Source organism: Bradyrhizobium sp. BWA-3-5 (assembly GCF_032917985.1).
Taxonomy (GTDB): domain Bacteria; phylum Pseudomonadota; class Alphaproteobacteria; order Rhizobiales; family Xanthobacteraceae; genus Bradyrhizobium.
Window position 1 is genome coordinate 5,611,908 of record NZ_CP136626.1, and the last position, 18,134, is coordinate 5,630,041.

At 58.6% G+C, this 18,134-nt stretch carries 17 protein-coding genes and 5 pseudogenes; 3 read left to right on the plus strand and 19 right to left on the minus strand.

Translation table 11 applies throughout. The annotated features are described in order from the left end of the window. Positions 1-589: 589 nt before the first annotated feature. The 17 genes and pseudogenes from RX331_RS27035 to RX331_RS27115 all read right to left on the minus strand — a co-directional run bounded on the left by RX331_RS27035 (position 590) and on the right by RX331_RS27115 (position 12,431). A complete protein-coding gene (locus RX331_RS27035) occupies positions 590-1,039 on the minus strand; it encodes a HipA domain-containing protein (RefSeq protein WP_317258253.1) in 450 nt (149 codons plus the stop codon). Then, positions 951-1,517, minus strand: a complete 567-nt coding sequence (locus tag RX331_RS27040) for a HipA domain-containing protein (protein ID WP_317252678.1) — start codon at positions 1,515-1,517, stop codon at positions 951-953. Before RX331_RS27040 ends, RX331_RS27035 begins: the two co-directional genes overlap by 89 nt. Before the next feature lie 384 nt (positions 1,518-1,901). Beyond that, a complete protein-coding gene (locus RX331_RS27045) occupies positions 1,902-2,162 on the minus strand; it encodes a hypothetical protein (RefSeq protein WP_317252679.1) in 261 nt (86 codons plus the stop codon). A gap of 83 nt (positions 2,163-2,245) precedes the next feature. After that, positions 2,246-3,425, minus strand: a pseudogene (locus tag RX331_RS27050) (DegT/DnrJ/EryC1/StrS family aminotransferase); the annotation flags it as partial. Beyond that, complete coding sequence (locus RX331_RS27055) at positions 3,422-3,691, minus strand: DUF6129 family protein (RefSeq protein WP_317252680.1); 270 nt, start codon at positions 3,689-3,691, stop codon at positions 3,422-3,424. The pseudogene RX331_RS27050 and the gene RX331_RS27055, both read right to left, overlap by 4 nt. A 30-nt stretch (positions 3,692-3,721) precedes the next feature. Continuing rightward, a complete protein-coding gene (locus tag RX331_RS27060; RefSeq protein ID WP_317252681.1) occupies positions 3,722-4,081 on the minus strand; it encodes a hypothetical protein in 360 nt (119 codons plus the stop codon). 12 nt (positions 4,082-4,093) lie between these two features. Next, a pseudogene (locus tag RX331_RS27065) lies at positions 4,094-4,334 on the minus strand (nitrogen fixation protein NifZ). After that, positions 4,331-4,651 (minus strand): nitrogen fixation protein NifZ, encoded by a 321-nt coding sequence (locus RX331_RS27070; protein WP_317252682.1) that lies wholly within the window; start codon positions 4,649-4,651, stop codon positions 4,331-4,333. The pseudogene RX331_RS27065 and the gene RX331_RS27070 overlap by 4 nt, the downstream one beginning before the upstream one ends. Continuing rightward, positions 4,648-5,268, minus strand: coding sequence for a hypothetical protein (locus RX331_RS27075; RefSeq protein ID WP_317252683.1), 621 nt, complete (start codon positions 5,266-5,268; stop codon positions 4,648-4,650). The genes RX331_RS27070 and RX331_RS27075 overlap by 4 nt, the downstream gene beginning before the upstream one ends. 337 nt (positions 5,269-5,605) lie before the next feature. Next, on the minus strand, positions 5,606-5,830 hold the full coding sequence (locus tag RX331_RS27080) for a 4Fe-4S binding protein (RefSeq protein ID WP_317252684.1): 225 nt from the start codon (positions 5,828-5,830) through the stop codon (positions 5,606-5,608). Between the two features lie 11 nt (positions 5,831-5,841). Then, the gene (gene nifB / locus RX331_RS27085) at positions 5,842-7,353 is read right to left on the minus strand and encodes a nitrogenase cofactor biosynthesis protein NifB (protein WP_410708019.1); all 1,512 of its coding nucleotides are present in this window, start codon (positions 7,351-7,353) and stop codon (positions 5,842-5,844) included. A 302-nt stretch (positions 7,354-7,655) separates the two neighbouring features. After that, entirely contained in the window at positions 7,656-8,519 is an 864-nt protein-coding gene (locus RX331_RS27090) for an SIR2 family protein (protein ID WP_317252686.1), read from the minus strand. Next, entirely contained in the window at positions 8,516-8,740 is a 225-nt protein-coding gene (nifT, locus tag RX331_RS27095; protein ID WP_317252687.1) for a putative nitrogen fixation protein NifT, read from the minus strand. Before nifT ends, RX331_RS27090 begins: the two co-directional genes overlap by 4 nt. Before the next feature lie 3 nt (positions 8,741-8,743). Further along, complete coding sequence (locus tag RX331_RS27100; RefSeq protein ID WP_317252755.1) at positions 8,744-9,868, minus strand: aminotransferase class V-fold PLP-dependent enzyme; 1,125 nt, start codon at positions 9,866-9,868, stop codon at positions 8,744-8,746. 26 nt (positions 9,869-9,894) lie between these two features. Next, a pseudogene (locus RX331_RS27105) lies at positions 9,895-10,638 on the minus strand (DUF3364 domain-containing protein); the annotation flags it as partial. Between the two features lie 68 nt (positions 10,639-10,706). Beyond that, entirely contained in the window at positions 10,707-12,200 is a 1,494-nt protein-coding gene (gene nifD / locus RX331_RS27110) for a nitrogenase molybdenum-iron protein alpha chain (protein ID WP_317252698.1), read from the minus strand. A 39-nt stretch (positions 12,201-12,239) separates the two neighbouring features. Beyond that, positions 12,240-12,431, minus strand: coding sequence for a hypothetical protein (locus RX331_RS27115; RefSeq protein WP_317252699.1), 192 nt, complete (start codon positions 12,429-12,431; stop codon positions 12,240-12,242). A 128-nt stretch (positions 12,432-12,559) separates the two neighbouring features. Between RX331_RS27115 and RX331_RS27120 the strand changes: the two genes are divergently transcribed. Then, a complete protein-coding gene (locus RX331_RS27120; RefSeq protein ID WP_317252700.1) occupies positions 12,560-12,709 on the plus strand; it encodes a hypothetical protein in 150 nt (49 codons plus the stop codon). A 559-nt stretch (positions 12,710-13,268) separates the two neighbouring features. On the opposite strand, the gene RX331_RS27125 is transcribed toward RX331_RS27120, so the two are convergent. Continuing rightward, positions 13,269-13,463 (minus strand): 4Fe-4S dicluster domain-containing protein, encoded by a 195-nt coding sequence (locus RX331_RS27125; RefSeq protein ID WP_317252701.1) that lies wholly within the window; start codon positions 13,461-13,463, stop codon positions 13,269-13,271. Positions 13,464-13,929: 466 nt separating this feature from the next. Here RX331_RS27125 and RX331_RS27130 point away from each other — a divergent pair, with 466 nt between their 5' ends. Next, positions 13,930-14,913 (plus strand): pectinesterase family protein, encoded by a 984-nt coding sequence (locus RX331_RS27130; RefSeq protein WP_317252702.1) that lies wholly within the window; start codon positions 13,930-13,932, stop codon positions 14,911-14,913. Here the strand turns inward: RX331_RS27130 and RX331_RS27135 are convergent. Continuing rightward, positions 14,902-16,033, minus strand: a pseudogene (locus tag RX331_RS27135) (IS481 family transposase). The gene RX331_RS27130 and the pseudogene RX331_RS27135 overlap by 12 nt on opposite strands. Positions 16,034-16,805: 772 nt before the next feature. Between RX331_RS27135 and RX331_RS27140 the strand changes: the two are divergent. Continuing rightward, positions 16,806-17,839 (plus strand): annotated as a pseudogene (locus tag RX331_RS27140) (IS110 family transposase). Positions 17,840-18,134 lie beyond the last annotated feature (295 nt).

An 18,134-nucleotide genomic window follows, 5' to 3' on the forward strand; every position in this document is an offset into this window, starting at 1 on the left:
CATGCCAGCACTGTCCGTGCTGCTTAACCTTCTGATTAGGCTTTGAAAAATACGGCCCAGCCATAGGCGTCAGCTGGCTTGAAAGTGACAGCAGCTCTGCCGTTGTCAGGAAGCGAACAAGCGCTCCAACCGGCAGGAGACCCGCGCCGTAGGCGATTTCAGTCCGTCCGCGGAACGCACGTTGCCAACCGACTTTTGTAAGCTGCCCCTCCGGCGCGATTTTCAGGAGAGCGACAATGCAGATCGATGTCGAAACATCGAAGGCCGTGGACCGGCGACGGGTGTTCGTGATTTGATCATGACGAGATCACTGCGCGGCCCTGCAATTCATGCTATGATGACATCGAAACCCATGAGCTGGCGACACCAGAGGAGCCCTATGCCAAGGGCGTCGCCGTTGCCGCCGCGGGGCAATCGGCATGCCAGGGATGGCAAGCTGGTCGTGGTGATGATTGCCAGCGCCACGCCATTGGCGGAGGACCGTGAGATCCATCCCGCCGAGGCGATATGCCACCGCAGCGGTCGCTTGGCCCGGGCCAAGGCAAGACGCCCTGGAGTTCGGCCAAGATGCACTTCCGCGCTGTCTAGTCTAGCGGGCGCGCATCGTCGGCAACTCCTCCGGGTCGTCGGTTACGATCGTCGGATCATTCAAGTCGTATTCGAATCCCTCGTACACGAAAGCGCTGCGGATGAGTTCGCAATCGCGTTCGCTGACTCCCGCCTGCCGACAGACCGCGTACCAGGATGAGCTGATCGTTGATAGCAGGCCATCGACGATGGCCGCGGCCTGATCCTTAGAGAGTAGAAAGCGCTCGCACCGAGACAGCAGATTGGTCCGGTTGGCGTATCGACCCCAATCGCCGAACGCCATGGCGAGGTCGCGGCGTTCCAGCGCGATCATCGGGTTCGGAGTAAGGTCATAAGCTGGCGACAGCGACCAAGCATGGTCCTTAGCTAGGATCGCATGGTTGCGCGGATGATCGTCGGTGTTGGAGATGAGTGCGTTGAAGCATACCCCGACGGAAGAGCTCGGGCAGATCCTTGGTCTGACTCCCCGATGTAGCTCGCCGTATTTCGTCGGCAAGAAGCAAGTAGGACCATTTCTGGCGCTTGTCGGCGGTCTCCTGGGTATCGTCCGCATCAAGCAGCGTAAGTGCGCTCACCATCCTGCTGCGCAGATACCCCGTCTCGGCCTTGTGGCGGTCGAACGGCTTCACCAGAAGTACGTCCTTATCTGCGATGGTCGTCATCCGGCTTTCGGCACAAGAGATGCTGCACTCGCGAGCTAGGGTGAGCATGGCGTGTTCTACACGCGGATTATTCCATCTGTCATCGCGATGAGGGAATTTCGCCAGCCAGAGCGCGCCTTCGTCCTCGACCGTGGCTTTCGGCCGCGCACCGCCCATGGACGTACCGGCGCGCATGAGCGCCTCAGCCTGTTCGGCGTCGGAGCCAGCAGGTGCCGGCGCCTTTGGGTCCTTCTCGGCGGCGACGATCTGGTCCGCAAGCGCGATCAAGCGTGCCAAATCGAGCGTTTGTTGAACTTGCGAACCGATGCCGGCGGTTGAACGTTCAGACCGAAGCCGAGCGCGCCAGCGCGATCGTCTGGCGAGTTGAGTAGATATTGTACTTCGGTCGGCGACGGATTGCCCAGGCGAGTCTCGATGAGCTTGCGTCCCCAGGCGTCTGGCGAGCTATCGCGCAAGGTCCGAAATTGCCGCGCAGCTTCGTCGTCCGGAACGGGGGCCCCTGGAGCTTCAGCTCGACGGGATCGAACTCGACGCGATCCTTCCGCGAGCGACAATAGGGTCATTGCGCTCAGGAAAAATAAACATGTTGGATCGACGCAATTTGTGCTTGCGTCGGATCGAATCAGAATTCGGCAGCGATAGCCCGTTTTTTTAAGGGCCGCGAACTATAGGGACCGGATTGGCCGCGTCGATCGGCGCAACCACGACCGACATTTTTAAAACCTTATCCACAAGTCCCGCAGCCATTGCAGGCGTAGCGCCAAAAGTCTTTAAGACGCGGCAGAAGCTGTAGAACACGAAAAAGAGCGCCAGCGCGTGGCAGTTGTTCTCAAACTTCTTGGAGAACGCATTGGTCAGGCGAGTGAAGCCGCGCATTGACATGCGCATGGTCAGTTTCTTCAGTCCGTCCATACAATTACCTTGGCCGGAACTGCGTTGGTAAGGCCAAGATTGTTGGCAGTTGTTATCCCGTCGACAAGGACCTTGCTTCCGTCACCTGCCCCGACGTTTATGGACGCGTCCTTCGTCGTCTCCACGATGAACTCGATCTGGTTGTCAGTGAGATGGCTGTGAAACGGTAGCGCCACGGCGCGATCGGCGATCTTTTCCGTGACCAAGAAATCGCCGTAGCGATAGCCAAGCTCAAAATAGTAACGCTGCAAATGCATCGGATGGCAGTACGCGGCGGCCTCGACCTGCGCGATGCACAGATCATCGACAATGGCATCGCGGCTGGAGCGCGTGAAGCGCGTCCCGAGATGCACGAGATAGAGGAACCAGTCCACCGTCACATCGGTGCCGACATACGGCGGCTTGATACCCTCGAATGATAACATATGTGCGTTGTAGAGCTGCTCGATGAGCCGGCGCCGCTCTAGGATTTCATTGAGGCGCTTCAGCTGCGCAAGGCCCAACGCGGCTGTGAGATCGCTCATGCCGACCTGGTAAGGCGCTGCGCTGCTGACCACAGAGGAGGAGAGGTTATCCAGCCGATGGGCGCGATTGCGACGCAAGCCGACGGCTATGTTGATATCGTCGGTCACCGCCATGCCGCCCTCGCCGCAGGTCAGGGCCAGAGGCTGGGCAAAGTCGAACACCGCGATATCGCCAAAGCGGCCGACGAGTTCGCCGTTGTATCTCGATCCGATCGCCTCGGTCGAATCCTCCAGTAGCATCAGCTGATGGCGCTGTGCGATCGCGCGCAGCTCCGACCATGGTGCCGGATGGCCATTAGGATTTCCGGCAACAATCGCCCGCGTGTTGGCCGTGATACGGTCTTCGACCTTCGCTGGATCCAACGCTCCCGACCAATAGTCAACATCGGCAAATACCGCCCGCGCGCCCGAGAGACTGATTGCATGCGCCGTCTCGCGAAACGAATAGGGTGAGGCGATCACGTCGTTGCCCCCGCCCGATGCCGACGGCCTTTAGCGCAAGCTGAAGCCCGATCCTGCCGTTCGGGACGGCAACGGCATATTTTCGGCCGAGATAGGCGGCAAAGGCTTTCTCGAAGGCCTCAGTCACCGGCCCGTTCGAGATCCGCGGCGAGCACAGCAGCGTTTGCACGGCGGAGAGCTCGGCGAAGGTGACATCGGGATCGGAGAGCGGAATAAGAGATACATCCGCCTTGACCGCGTGGGCGTCGTGATCCTTTGCTATTGCGACGCTAGTCATCGCCGAGTACTTCTTGCCGCCAGCACGATACCAGTCGCGCGCGCCGGATCGGCTGTGATTTGCACGCAATGGGCAGAGCCATCGATCAGATGCAGGTCGAACCGTGAAAACCTGCGAAACGGCGCCTCCGTCATGTCAGACGCGTCACAGCGTGTGCAAGCGAGCTGTGGAAAGCGGCGCCGCAACTCGGCGAACGGGCTTGCATCGACGTCAGCTGCCGCAAGCAGCCGTTCGATTTCGATAAGTTCGTCGGTGCCGAGCGCCATCGCGACTCCTTATGACCAGTTCCAAAGCGGCTATTGCCAGAACACTCGCTCGGCATCTGTGTTCAGTTCGTCGATCGCCGCGATCAGCCGGTTGTGGATGCTGTGAAACTCCCAGAGCCCCAGCGCGTGATCTTTATGAAACAGCCTCCATGTCGCGCTCACCGCGTCATGATGGATCAGCGCGACATCAATCAAGCCGCCGTCTTTGTCGATATTGCCCGAGCAGCAGGGACTCTCGATTAGGTAACCATTCCTTACCGGCCTCACATTCGGCGAGACATAGCGATAGCGTTTGCGCGAGCTCAAGGCACGCTCGATCCGCTTGCGATCGAGCTCGTTCGGGTGGGCGATCAAGCTGATTGCTACCTTTCTCATCACCGCGGCATTCATCGCGAAAGCCCCTCAAAACAGTGTGATCTCTTCTTCAAGACAACCGACGACCAGCCGCTCACCAAACTCTACAACATAGATCGGCAAGTTCGCTTCGGTATGCATGCCGACTTTCACGATCTCGCCGATGGCGCCGGCGCCGACCAAGAGCCCGTCAGCCGGCGCATCGGGAAAGGAGCCGTCGTTAACGAGGTCGACCGCGGCTCTGACTCGCTGTCCCCATTTGATATTTCGGAAGGCGCGGCTCGATCATGACGCGATCTCTTCCGGCAACGGCAGGTCGTCGGGTTCCTCGCGCGCGTCCGCCAGATCGAGCTCCTTGCGCTTCATGCCGACGCGGTTTCCGCTTTCAAGATACTCGACGCCATAGATGTAGAATTGCTGCAGGAACGTCCCGATGGAGACGACGTACCCAACCTCGCCTTTCTTGGCCAGGATGTCACCGATCTCCTTGCCGGCATAGGTGCCGTCGTTGCGAATGGTGCGCTTGGCCTGTACCTTTTCGCCAAGGTTGAAGAACGGTGGCCCACTTAGCTCGACTACGTCACTGTCGCGGACGACGTTGCTCATGAATCACTTCCGCGCGGACTTGCAGGCCAGACGGCCGCGCGCGACCTTCCGCACCATACCATTTTCATCTTCGATGAGACCTGCCAACTCGACAGCCGCAATGCGCCTCGCCACACGTCCAGAAGGACCCTGGCACCGATCTTGTCGGTCGGGTCGAGTTCGAGCAGCTTTTTCGTGGCCACGCGCCCCTCGTCCAAATTGCCGAGCCGCCTCTGCAGGTAGGCAAAGCCCTTCAGCGAAAACAGAAAGAAGCGCGGCAGGATGCTTCCGTGGCTGCCGAAGGCGGCATCGGCCGCTTTGACCTGCCGCCAATCGTCCGCGAGTCCGTTTTCACGCGCGGCCTTGGTGATGCAGCGCCGCGCAATCTCCCGCGACTCCGACAATCGGCCCTTGTAGAGATAGAAACGGTAAAGGCCAATCAGGATGGCGGCGTGGCCCGGCGCCAGCGCATGCGCTTGGTGCAGGTGTTTTTCTGCGATCTCGTCCAGATGATAGGAGAGCCCGGCCTGCCACAGATGACGCTCGGCTTCGCGCAGCAGGCCTTCGCCGAGCGGCGTGTGTGCGATCAGTTCCCTCGCGCTCCCGGACAGCGGCTTGCCTGCTATATCCAGGTCCATTGGCAGCTCTCTCCTTGGAATAGGCGGCCTTTGTGGCGCGCAGCACACCTGCTTCGGGGAAGATCAGGCGGGTCTGCGCAGCGGTATCGGTTGAGACTCGTCACCCCGACGACCTGCCGACTGTCCCCGGCGTTGTGAAGCACGTTTTAGGTCATTGCGCTCGACGACTTGCTGACCGGGCTTCGGTGCCGGCGCAACACCGATATCGGTGGACAATCCTGAGCAACCGCCGGCCCGGCCAGCCGGCGGGCTGAATCAGCGGCGCTATTGGCGCGCACCTCAAAATTCATGAATTTTTCCCGGGTCCTTGCCTGTGGAATTCACAACGCTTACACTCTTATGCCCGCGCCTGATAGCGCGGCAATGAAGCGTCGAGCACACAGGTATTCTCGACCGGACAAACCGCCGCACATTGCGGTCCGTCGAAATAGCCGATGCATTCGGTGCATTTTTTAGGATCAATCACGAACGTCCCGCCCTTCTCCGAGATCGCGACATTCGGGCATTCGAGCTCGCAAGCCGAGCAGCTCGTGCATTGCGAGGCAATAATCTTGAATGGCATCTATATCTCCCTTACGCAGCCGAAATCAGCGCGCTCTTCCGGAATGCCAAAGCGCCGCGTTCGACATGCTGGATCTCACCGCTTTGCACCTTGTCAAGATAAGACTTGAACCAGGCGATCGCTGATTTCTCGATGAACTCGTGCGCGTACTGATCAAGCGGCTCGATGCCTGCCTTGATCAGCTCGCTCTTCGGGCACCCGCCGATCTTGGCCACTAATACCGCATGGCAGTCATTGATCGCGCGGATGATGTTCGCAAGGCTGCCCTCCTCGCCATAACCGCCCTGGCAATAAGGATCGGCGCGACGATGGCCGACGAATTTAGCGCCCGATGTTGAGAGTTCGTACACTTGGAATTCCTTGGCATGCCCAAAATGCTCGTTAATCAGGCCCGAGCCCTTGGTTGCAACCGCGACCAGAAGACGGATATCGCTCTTCTCGCCCGCTAGGTCGGCCAGTTTCTCCTGATTGGCCGCGACCTTGGCCACGCGCTCCTCCTCGAGCTTGGACTGATAGGCTTTGCGCGTCTTGAGATCGTAACTGACATCCATGGCCATGATCTTCTCCGTGGTGAACTCCGCGCCGCGATCCTCGCCAAGCAGGCCGACAGCATCGGCGCGACACTGGCGGCAATGCCGCATCATGTTCATCTCCCCTTCACAAGCGTCCTGCAGCGCCTTCAGTTCCTGCGCCGTCGGGCCGCGCTGGGCGTTGAGACCGAATACCGTCCCGTGCTCGGGCGCGGAGATCAGCGGCATGATGTTGTGCAGAAATGCACCCCGCGATTTCACGGCCTTGTTAACGTCGATCAGGTGCTTGTCGTTGATGCCCGGGATCATGACCGAATTGATCTTGCACAGGATGCCCCGCTCCGTGAGCATCTCGAGGCCTTGCAGCTGTCGATCGGTCAGTATCTTTGCGGCTTCGACGCCCGTGTAGCGCTTGTGGCTGTAGAAAATCCAAGGGTAGATCTTGGCGCCTATTTCGGGATCAATCATGTTGATGGTGATGGTCACGTGGTCAATGTTCAAATGGGCGATAGTATCGACGTGATCGGGCAAGGCCAGCCCGTTGGTCGACAGGCATGGCTTGATGTCCGGCGCGGCTTTGGCCACCAGCTCGAACGTCCTGAATGTTTTTTCCGGATTGGCCAGGGGATCGCCGGGGCCGGCGATGCCAAGGACGGTCATCTGCGGAATGGTGGAAGCAACGGCGAGCACTTTTTTTGCCGCCTGCTCAGGGGTGAGCTTCTCGCTCACCACGCCAGGGCGCGATTCATTGGCGCAGTCATACTTACGATTGCAATAATTGCATTGGATATTGCAGGCTGGTGCGACTGCGACATGCATGCGGGCGTAATGGTGGTGCGCCTCTTCGCTGTAGCAGGGATGGTTCTTCACCTTTTCCCATATCGCGGTCGGCAGGTCGCCTTGGCGGGCCTGAGACCCGCAGCTCGCCTTGCTCCTGCCGCCCGAGGTGCAGCAGCCCTTTTGCTCGGAGTGGGGCTGCATGATCTCGGCCATATCAGCGCCGCCTCCCAAGGAGCTTGCTTCATTACATTCCGGCACGTCCATTTGCCATTCTCTCTGCAGGCGGAAACTTCAAGCGAGAACTAGCAACTCGCGTGCCATTAACAGCGTCTTTGCAATTTCTGCGCGGTGTCAGTATGTTAGAGATAGCGTCCCGCACGCGATCTTTCTAAGTTGTTGGAAAGGTGACAGAAGGCGGTACCGACATGGAATACGATCGGGCGCACATCAACGCTCAAACGACACTGGCGTCTTACAGTACGCAAGCTCTGCTGAAAGCTCGAAGGCAACTCCCGTCAGGCAGAGATCAAGATCTCGACCGCGCGCGGAAGCGCAATCGCGAGCGGCATGAGGCGTTGCTCGGCCAGGAAGCGCAGCTCGTTGCGCGAGAGCGCGTCCGGCTCCACGATTGCGTAATGGCCATTGGCTGAGCGCTTGCTGATCTGCCGCGCATAAATGCGTAACAGCTGGTCGTTGAACTGACAGCCGATGAAAAGGAAGCTCCGCCCGGTCCGTCGCTCCTTGACAATTTCAGGAATCGGCGTCTGAATATCGATCTCGGTCAGCACCTCGACATAATCTGCATCGGAGACCAAGAAGTTCTCTGCGGGCAGCGCCCCGCCATGCGGTTTGTAGAGGACTGTCGTCCAACTGCCAGCCGCAGCGCGATCGACCTCTTTGCCTTCTGCATCATAGAACCGATACCAGTGATCTTCGCCCAAGCCTGCGCGGGTGACGCCCTGCACCTCGCCCCAACCCTCGTGCTTTTGAAGGGCCGCACGCATCGCGCCGTCATACCAAGCGTCGACGACGACAGGCAGGGACAGTAAGGCGAGATGATAGTGCAGCGGCGTCGGCTCGACTGGTGCCGCAAAGGCCTGCGCCATCAATGCCGTCACTGTGGACCGATGCTTATTGCTCTCGATGTACTGTGCTGATGCCCAGAGATTGCCCTTTGCCCGGCGCGGCAGCGCGACCTTACTGGCGAAAAAGGCAGCCAGGGCTTCGGGCGTCATCGGCACAGAGGGCTTGGACAACTCGGCGACGCCAGGACCGAGATAGGGAACGATGCTGCCGGCACGCAGCCTGGCTGCCACGTCAGCGAGAATCGCCTCAGCATCCGCCGCATTTACAAAATCGATTTTCCGGATCGCCTTCATCGCTCGTCTGCGTTCTCGCCACGCTTCCTGGCATTGATGGTGATCGGCAACGGCGTGTCGCTCGGCATGTTGGGCAGATCGAGGACCCAACCATTAGCTATTCTGATCCAACCGCCCCACAGCGTCTCATGCTCGGATTCCACGATCGGCTCTTCAAGGTCTTTTTTCGGCACGTAAATCGACAGGCCAGCCTCCGCAGAGCGGCGGATCATGACTTTCATCAATCAACTCCGTGAATCGGACGGATCGCTGGCGGGATTGGCGTGCTCCCGAGACATGGAGCGCAGGTGAGCTACGATGTCGGACAGAGTGCGGACGACCCGATCTACCTCTTCGACAGTGGTTTCATGCGACAGCGAAAAGCGCACGGCGCCGCGTAGGCTGTTAGCCGGCACATTCATGGCGCGCAGCACGTGAGATGGCTCTATTGAGCCGGAGCTGCACGCTGATCCGAGCGAAACGGCAATCCCGGCCTTATTGAGATGATGGGCGATAGCTTCGCCTTCGAGATGCTCGAAGGCGATATTGGCCGTGTTCGGCAGCCGGCTGCTGACATCGCCGAGGACCATGCAGTGGCCGTTCTGCAACGTCGCTTGTTCCAGCCGATCGCGCAACGCACCAACGCGAACGCGCTCCCACTCAAGGCGCTCTGAAGCAAGCTTTGCAGCTTTACTAAGACCGACGATGCCGGGAACGTTCTCGGTTCCGCCGCGGCGCTGTCGTTCCTGTCCTCCGCCCCAGATCAACGGCCTGAATTTTGTGCCTTTGCGCAAATAAAGCGCGCCAACTCCCTTGGGGCCGTGCAGCTTGTGCGCGGACATCGACAGCATGTCGATATCACTGAGCTTCAAGTCGATCGGCACCCTGCCTACGGCCTGCACCGCATCGGTATGAAATAGCGCGCCGGACGCGTGCGCCATCTTGGCCAGAGCTTCCACCGGAAAAATGGTTCCGGTCTCGTTGTTGGCCCACATGACCGACGCTATCGCTGTGCGTGGTCCGAGCGCCCAGCGAAAAGCCTCAACATCAAGCCGGCCGCACGAATCCACCGGGATCAGATGGGTCTTGACACCCCTGGTCGCCAACTGTTTGACCAGCGTCAGGATCGCCTGGTGCTCGACGGAGGTGGTGACGATCTCGTCCCGCCCCTGCTGGGTCACAAGCGCAGAGAGAATGGCGGCGTTGTTAGATTCGGTACCGCCGGAGGTGAAGACGATCTCATGATCGTAGGCAACCCCTAACAATGCCTTCAGGCTGCGGCGCGCCTTCATCACAGCGTCCGCGACCTTGTTCCCGAAGGCATGAGTGGAGGAGGCATTGCCGAACTGCTCGGTGAAGAACGGCAACATGGCTTCGACAACGCATGGATCTGTCCGAAGATGCGTTTGATCTCGCGGAGATTGCCGACGGTGTAGCCGTCAAAGCCGCCGATGAAGTTGATCTTATCGTTGGCCGCCCGCTCAAGTTTGGGCATTGTTCCGGCCTTGCCGTCCCAGAAATGCTCTAGGATGCCCTTGAGTGCATTGTCATAACCCGTGACGTGGCTGCCCACAAAGGCCGGCGTGTGCGCGAACGGCACATCGAACTCCGCTGGAACCGAGCCTTTTTCCTTGGACGTTTTGATGAAGGCGTTGAGGTCGTCACCGATCACCTCTGCCATGCAGGTGGTGGAGACGGCGATCATCCTGGGCTTGTATATGTTGTAGCTGTTGGCGAGCCCGTCGATCATGTTGTTCAGGCCGCCGAACACCGCAGCATCTTCCGTCATCGACGAGGAGACGCAGGAGCTCGGCTCCTTGAAGTGCCGCGACAGATGGCTACGGTAATAGGCGACGCAGCCCTGCGAGCCGTGCACGAAGGGCAGCGTTCCCTCGAAGCCAACGGAGGCGAACACCGCGCCGAGCGGTTGGCAGGCCTTGGCCGGGTTCACCATCAGCGCTTCCCGCGCAAAGTTCTTTTCACGATATTCGGGCGTCTTCGCCCATTCGCGGATGCGTTCGACCTCCTCGGGATCGCGGGGGTTTTCGAACATCTTTTTCTTGTTGGCCAGCATTTGCTGGTATTCCGGACCGCGGAAAAGCTCGAAGTGATCGAGCACGTGTTCTGCATTTTGCGCCATGGTGTTCCTTTCGAAAAATCGTAATCGATGTCGGCGCCGGCTATGAGGCGGAGAGCCGGACAGGCAGGTTATTCCGCAGCCAGAAGCTTCGGCTTGGCGACGTCCTTCCAGGGCGCTTTGGTCTTCTTCCAGATCGGCGAGTTAATGGCCATGTCCATGTCGCGCGCGAAAATCGCAAACCCGTCATAGCCGTGATACGGACCCGAATAGTCCCACGAGTGCATCTGCCGGAACGGCACACCCATTTTCTGGAACACATATTTTTCCTTGATGCCGGAGCCGACCAGGTCCGGCTGCATCTTCTCGACGAAACGCTCGAACTCGTATCCGGTGACGTCGTCGTAGATTAGCGTGCCGTCTTTCACATAATGCTGGGCGGTGCGCTGATAGTCGTCATTGTGGCCGAACTCGTAACCGGTGCCCACGACCTCCATGCCAAGGTCCTCATAAGCGCCGATCACATGACGCGGACGAAGACCACCGACGAAAAGCATCACGGTCTTGCCTTCCAGGCGCGGGCGATATTTTGCGATCACCGCGTCCACCAGTGGCTGATATTTCGCAATCACCCGCTCGGCGCCCTCCTTGATTTTGTCATCGAAATAGCCGGCGATCTTGCGCAGCGACTCCACGATCTTCGAGGGCCCGAAGAAATTATATTCGCACCACGGAATGCCGTACTTCTCCTCCATGTGGCGCGAGATGTAGTTCATCGACCGGTAGCAGTGCAGCACATTGAGCTTCGCTTTCGGCGTTGCCTCGAGCTCGGCCAGCGAACCGTCGCCGGACCACTGCGCGATCACGCGTAGGCCCATTTCCTCAAGTAGGATCCGGGATGACCAGGCGTCACCGCCGATATTATAGTCGCCGATAATCGCGACGTCGTAGGGAGTCGCCTCAAACGTCGATTTGCCCTCGGGCGTGGCCTTGTCGAACACCCAGTCCCGCACAGCGTCGTTCGCGATGTGATGCCCGAGCGACTGCGACACACCACGAAAGCCTTCGCAACGGACTGGCACGATGGTCTTGCCGCCATATTCCTTCGACTTCAGCCTAGACACCGCCTCGATATCGTCGCCGATCAGACCGATCGGGCATTCCGACTGGATGGTGATGCCGTTGTTGAGCGGGAACAGCTCCTGGATCTCGTCGATGATCTTCGCAAGCTTCTTGTCGCCGCCGAACACGATATCCTTTTCCTGGAAATCGGAGGTGAACTGCAACGTCACGAAAGTATCAATGCCCGTCGTGCCGACGTAATAGTTGCGCCGCGAGCCCCACGAGTACTGGCCGCAGCCGACCGGACCATGGCTGATGTGGATCATGTCTTTGATCGGTCCCCAGACCACGCCCTTCGAGCCCGCATAAGCGCAGCCACGGATCGTCATCACGCCAGGGATGGATTTTAGGTTGGACTTGACGCCACAATCGGACCTGCCTTCCTCATGCACATTGAGGTGCTTGGCGCGCCTCTTCGCGGTCTTCTCGGGATAGACCTTCAGCACTTCCTCGATAAGTTTCTTATTGCGGGCCTTGACACTCTCCGTCCTGGCGAGACTCATGCTGATATCCTTCGAAGGTTTCCTGTTGTGATGAGGGCTCTAGGCCAAGGGTTTTGCAACGAGCGTGCCACCTGGCCTGAGCGCAAGAATCAGCACATTTGTAAGTAGATAGCGCTTGCGCGCGGCCAGATGGACCGTTGTCCCAAACCCGACATCTGAGATGTCTAAAGACTTTCTCGTTTGTTTTTGTTCAAAACAAAACAGCGGCGCGGTCCACATGTGGCTTTGCACGCGCCTTTTCCTACGCACTGCCGCGGAACAGTGCGGTACGCGACGGGTCTGCCCGAAGTAGCACTCGACCGGTCGACCAGTGCCAGGACTGCGTGAGCCGGGTCCGGCTCACCACCACAATTCGTGGCATGAAGGCGCGATTGGTGCTCACCTTTATCGGCGACGGCGATGCGCACATTGTGCGTACCCTCGTTGCCATCCTGATCAATTCGTTCTGTGAGGTGGTGGCAACGGAGACCGAATCGAACACGGCGGCGACGATGATCTTGCTGCTCTGATGGCTCTCCGCCGGCTCGTCCCCCTTTCAGTATCGCCCCCTCACCCAAGGGACTTTCTCGTATGTCGTGAGAACTTCCCGATCGATCTCATGGAGTCCGAAGATAGGGACCTCTTCGGCTTCCGCGCCGAGTACGAATAGAGGTCCTGTCAGCCGATCTCTGGTAGTTGACGCGGCTCGGGTCATGGCTAGCCTGCAAAGGCCTCCAGACAGCACTCGAGAATCCAGGAGGGCTCGTCCTTCTTTTGCCAGATGAAGCGGACGGTGTTTCCGATGGCCCCTTGACGGCTTGTCGGACTCGATAAGCGTCTCGAATCCATATCGATGTTCGTCGACGTAGATCGGACGAACGCTGGCCCACCGTCTCGCGTAAAGCCTGCGTTCAATCCTCCGCCCGAAGGAATACAGTCAGGATTTCCAATACGGCTACTGCGTGCCAGCTTTGCCACAGCCCCTCCACTTACTCTACCCGCCGCTCGGGGCCGGCCACTAGGCCAATCAGGCACCCGATCAGGAAGGCTGAAGTGTCAATCGTGGCACGAGCTCATCGGAATCCCCCTCTATGCCGGCACGCAGGTATCGGATATCGGACAGACGGCAGCGCATTGCGGCGTGTCGAAATGCTCATCACATTCGGTGCACTTCTTCGCATCGATCATGTACGTGTCGTTCTTGAGCGTGATTGCGGCATTGGGACATTCGAACTCACATGCGCCACAGACGGTGCACTGGGAGGCGATAATCTTGTAAGCCATCACTGCATTCCTTGTACAGGCGAACCGAACGGCTTCTTCCCTTTCAAGAGGCGTGCCAAGCCGCTGGATGCTGATCTATCTTGAAGATTTTCCGTTTCGCGGCGGCATGTCGCGACTTCGACAGTCAGCGTGCATCCGCCCTTCGGAAGAGCAGATCATGGGGAGCTTGAAGGAGCAGAGCTGGGCGTTGCGGTTGCCGATCGCTCCGGAAGCAACCGCGGCAGGGCGGCCATACTTAAGGCTAACTCTGGAGGATAGAGATCTAGGAGACGAAGCGCATGAAGGCGTTGTAGGACGAGCTTCCATGTGCGGGTTAGGCGTGAACGTGCCTCTATAGAAAAAAATTCGAATTTGATAGCGGACGCCGCTTTGACCGGTGGGTTCAGACGAGCACCACGCTCAGAGTACCATTCTGGGCACGTATCGCATAAAATCCGCAGCTAGCTCTACTCAGAGTGAGGCCATTATGCGAATTTTCACGATTTCCGCTGCCGTGCTGGCCGGATGCTTCCGTCTGTCTGGAGCATACGCTGAGCCACTTTTGGTCTCGCACTCCGATAAGAAGGCTTATCAGTCGGTGCAGGAGGCCATAGACGCATTACCGACGCAAGGCGGCGATATTCTGATCGCGCCGGGCACCTATCGCGAGAAGGTCAAAGTCATCAAACCTGGTGTTCATATTAGGGGCATGGGCAAGAAGCCGGCTGACACGATTGTTGTCTACGGCGACGGGGCGATCAATGTGGGTGGAACCTCTCATTCGGCGACGCTGGACGCATCAGGCGACGACTTCCGGCTCGACAATTTGACCGTTCAAAACGACTACTCCCAGCATCCGGAGAATTTGCCTTCGCAGGCGGTGGCGCTTTCCATCACTGGCGATAAGGACGTTATCACCCGCGTCCGACTGCTCGGGGCACAGGACACACTATTTGCAAATAAGGGGCCGAACGGCCGAATGTCGCGGCAATACTTCTCCGACTGCTACATCGAGGGACATGTCGATTTCATATTCGGCAACGCCAAGGCCTACTTCCAGCACTGTGAGTTACACGGCATCGCCAATCAGGCGGTTGTGTATACCGCACAGAGCAAAGGATCGCCCGACGAAGACAGTGCCTATGTATTCGATCATTGCACCCTCACCGCCGATCCCGCGCGGGACATTGCCCTTGGCCGGGCTTGGCGCCCTTACGCTACGGTAGTTTTCTTGTTCACGAAGATGAATGCGCCGGTTATCGCGGAAGGTTGGCGCGAATGGACTCCCGGCAAAACCGACACACTGAAGACGGCCTATTATGCGGAATACAAATCCACCGGCATCGGCGCCAATCCTAAAGTCCGAGAGCCCTACTCCCATCAGCTCACCAAGAGCGAAGCCACGCAATGGTCGCGCAAGGAGTTCTTCGCGAGTGATACGGATTGGCTGCCAAACCAATCATCCCGATAGGAAATCAGCGCAACTTTCTGGTTTTGCACCTCTCGGAGCCGCACTTTCTTGCACGCTGACGGGGACTCGCACTCGGCTGGATTTCCGGTGGGCGGCTCTTCCCCACACCCTCCCCAAGGGGCGCGCGTCAAGCAACGTCTGCATCGGCGTCTTGCCGTAGCACCAGCGGCCCTGATGTGGGCGCGTTTCATTATAGGCGGTGACCCATTCATCGAGATCACCCTACAGCGAGACGATGCTCGGATAGAGCATCTTGCGGAACGCGACGCGGTAGAACTCCTCGAGCACGGTGCGATGGAAGCGCTCGCAAATCCGGTTGGCCTGCGGGCTCTTGGTTTTCGTGCGGGTGTGATCGATGTCCTCGACGGCAAGGTACAGCTCGTACTCGTGATGCTCCGGGTTGCCGCAATACTCGGTGCCGCGGTCAGTCAGGATCTGGCTCAGCGGGATGCCATGCCTGTCGAAGAACGGCACGACGTGGTCGTTCAACAGCTCCGCCGTCGTGATCGGCGTTTTGCGGTCATACAGCTTGGCGAATGCCACCTTGCTGTAGGTGTCGATGAAGATCTGCTGATATATGCGCCCGACCCCCTTCATATTGCCGACATAGAAGGTGTCCTGGGCGCCTCAGTAGCCGGGGCACGCGCTCTCGAACTCGCCATTCGCCTCCTTCTCGGACCTGGCCTTTTCCAACGCGAGAGCTGCGCCTCGGTCAGTACCAGGCCGTCCTGGGCCATCTTGGCCTCCAGCGCCTTCAGCCGTTTCTTGACGTTGGCGAGGTCGTGACGCAGCCACACCGCCCGCGCGCCGAACGGTGAGATCGACAGGCCCCGGCTCCGGAGTTCATTGCTGACCCGCACCTGACCCCAGGCCGGCTGCTCGATCGCCAGCTCGACGACCGCCGGCTCGATCTCGGGCGCGACGCGGTTCTTCAGGATCGGCTTCTTGCGGCTGATCTCGATCAGCGCCAGCTCGCCACCTTTGTCGTACAGCTCCTTGAATCGGTAGAAGCTGTCGCGGCTATAGCCCATCATCCGGCGGCCTGGCTGATATTGCCGAGCTGCTTGGCCAGTTCCAGCATTCCGACCTTTGCGCGAATAACCTTCTGCTCTTGCGGCATGGTGGCGTCTCTCCTGTGCAAGACGCTGCGGGCTGCGCGGGAGCGCCCTTTCGGGGTGAGCGCTCCTGCTCGCCCGCAGCTCCAATCCCCGCCAGTTCAGCCATGCTGTAAGATTAAGTCGAACCTTCTACATGGAAGCAGTGTTAATGCGAGACGAAGCCAAGGCTTCAACGCGATCTGCGAATCGATCGACGGCCTCGCGAGCGGCCTCGTTTGAGGCTAGGAGGTTCCTGGCGAGTCCGCAACCGTGGCCGCTGCCAGTTTGCTAAAACTGCAGCATTATCAAACTTGGCGGAGAGAACGTAGCAAAGGGGACATAAATAATGCGGAATAAGCGCGATGCAATCTACCCTTCCATTCGGTGGATTTTCAGAGCCATCGACCCAGAACTGCTTGCCTTCACGAAATCCGTGTTTTCGCGATCTGCTGGTCAAACGCAGCAACAAGCTGATTCGCGCCTCAGCAAGAGCCTTTGTGTCACTACTTTCCTTTGAACGAACTCGCCCTTAAGAGAGCTTCTGAGGTGACATCGCATGCTCGATATCGGCGACGAAGGTCGGTTCAACACATGTGGCTCTCTGGCCCGCGGGAGTGATCTCCCAGGAAAAAGCGGACGGGATTTAAGCGGCTTTAGCTCCACCTCGATCGGAGCCATATATCCGGTGGCGGAATGGAGCACCTGATGCAGGATAGATGGGGTGACTGCGGTTGCTGCTCGAAGGGCTCAGCCTGGAAGGGAAGCCGGTGAGCCGGCGGCAGCAGGAGCGCGAATATGAAGCACTATGTTGGTCCGGATGTTTCCCTAAGGAGACGGCTATCTGTGTTGTAGACGAGAATGGCGTCGTCATTCGCGAAGGCAAAGCACTTTCTGAGCCGGAGGCTATTGTCGCCTGGCTCAACGAAAGCGGATTGCACATCACTAAGATCGGGATTGAGATTGGTGGTCTCGCTCGTTGGCTGTACAGCGAATTACGTGCTGCCGGTCTACACGCAGTCTGCATCGATCCCCGAAGGCTGCGTGGGGTGACCAAGACAATGCCCGTTAAGACCGATCGGAACGACGCTCGCGCCATTGCACAGGTAATGCGGGTTGGCTGGTACACCGTTGTTCATATCAAGGGTGATGTGAGCCAGGAGCTACGAATGCTCCTGAATAATCGCAAGACGCTTTTGATCAAGCAGATCGATATCGAGAACGAAATTCGGGGCGTCTTACGTATCTTCGGCTTAAAGCTGTCTGGCCGCATATCTCAAGCGACGTTTGAGCAGCAAACCAATGAACTCACTGATGGCCATCCACGGCTCGCGGTGATGCTACGTCCAATGCTTGTGGCTCGAGCCGCGCTGCGTGAACAGTACGGCGTCCTACACAAGATGGTACTTGAAATAGTGCGCCGCGAACCGACGTGTCAGCGTCTCATGACGATACCAGGCGTGGGTGCACTGACGGCAATCACTTTTCTAACAACCATTGATGACCCAGATCGCTTTCAACGTTCCCGCGACGTTGGCGCGCATCTCGCCCTCACGCCACGCAAATATGCATCTGGGGAAACCGATCGGAATGGTGCGATTTCGAGATGCGGAGATGTGATGCTCAGGACCACACTTTATCAGGCAGCGCTTGCACTTCTAACCCGTACCCAGCGTTGGTCTGCGTTGAAAGCCTGGGGTGTAAACGTGGCCAAGCGACGCGGTCTTCGCCGCGCAGTCGTAGCGGTCGCACGAAAATTAGCGATCGTGATGCATCGGATCTGGGCAGATGGAAGCGAGTTCCGATGGACCCGGGAGGAGGCGATCGCATGATCAATTAGCAATTCAGCGGATCCGCCGAAAAGGCGGAACGACGTCCTGCGAGGACGAGGTCGGGGTGACTGCGCTGCAACCTCTGTAGCCTGCAATACGCGCCTAATAGATAGCAGCTCCCGATCTTCGGACTACCATCCTGAGGCGGCTATGAACGTCGACCTCGTAGACAAGAGCGAGCCTCGCAGGCTGTCAGTAGGAAGCTGAAGGCTTGTGCCGGCAACCGCAATCAGACAAGAGGTTGCACGTGTTCGAGTTATTCAAATTGCCTACCCGACAAGACAAACTCAAGTCC

Bases quoted from the DNA above. Each gene is read 5' to 3' on its own strand.
- RX331_RS27055 (WP_317252680.1), bottom strand. From the start codon at position 3,691: ATGGCGCTCGGCACCGACGAACTTATCGAAATCGAACGGCTGCTTGCG.
- RX331_RS27120 (WP_317252700.1), top strand. From the start codon at position 12,560: ATGAAGGCGCGATTGGTGCTCACCTTTATCGGCGACGGCGATGCGCAC.
- RX331_RS27075 (WP_317252683.1), bottom strand. From the start codon at position 5,268: ATGGACCTGGATATAGCAGGCAAGCCGCTGTCCGGGAGCGCGAGGGAA.
- RX331_RS27045 (WP_317252679.1), bottom strand. From the start codon at position 2,162: ATGGACGGACTGAAGAAACTGACCATGCGCATGTCAATGCGCGGCTTC.
- RX331_RS27130 (WP_317252702.1), top strand. From the start codon at position 13,930: ATGCGAATTTTCACGATTTCCGCTGCCGTGCTGGCCGGATGCTTCCGT.
- RX331_RS27070 (WP_317252682.1), bottom strand. From the start codon at position 4,651: ATGAGCAACGTCGTCCGCGACAGTGACGTAGTCGAGCTAAGTGGGCCA.
- RX331_RS27080 (WP_317252684.1), bottom strand. From the start codon at position 5,830: ATGCCATTCAAGATTATTGCCTCGCAATGCACGAGCTGCTCGGCTTGC.
- nifB (WP_410708019.1), bottom strand. From the start codon at position 7,353: ATGGCCGAGATCATGCAGCCCCACTCCGAGCAAAAGGGCTGCTGCACC.
- RX331_RS27060 (WP_317252681.1), bottom strand. From the start codon at position 4,081: ATGAATGCCGCGGTGATGAGAAAGGTAGCAATCAGCTTGATCGCCCAC.
- RX331_RS27090 (WP_317252686.1), bottom strand. From the start codon at position 8,519: ATGAAGGCGATCCGGAAAATCGATTTTGTAAATGCGGCGGATGCTGAG.
- RX331_RS27125 (WP_317252701.1), bottom strand. From the start codon at position 13,463: ATGGCTTACAAGATTATCGCCTCCCAGTGCACCGTCTGTGGCGCATGT.
- RX331_RS27100 (WP_317252755.1), bottom strand. From the start codon at position 9,868: ATGTTGCCGTTCTTCACCGAGCAGTTCGGCAATGCCTCCTCCACTCAT.
- nifD (WP_317252698.1), bottom strand. From the start codon at position 12,200: ATGAGTCTCGCCAGGACGGAGAGTGTCAAGGCCCGCAATAAGAAACTT.
- nifT (WP_317252687.1), bottom strand. From the start codon at position 8,740: ATGAAAGTCATGATCCGCCGCTCTGCGGAGGCTGGCCTGTCGATTTAC.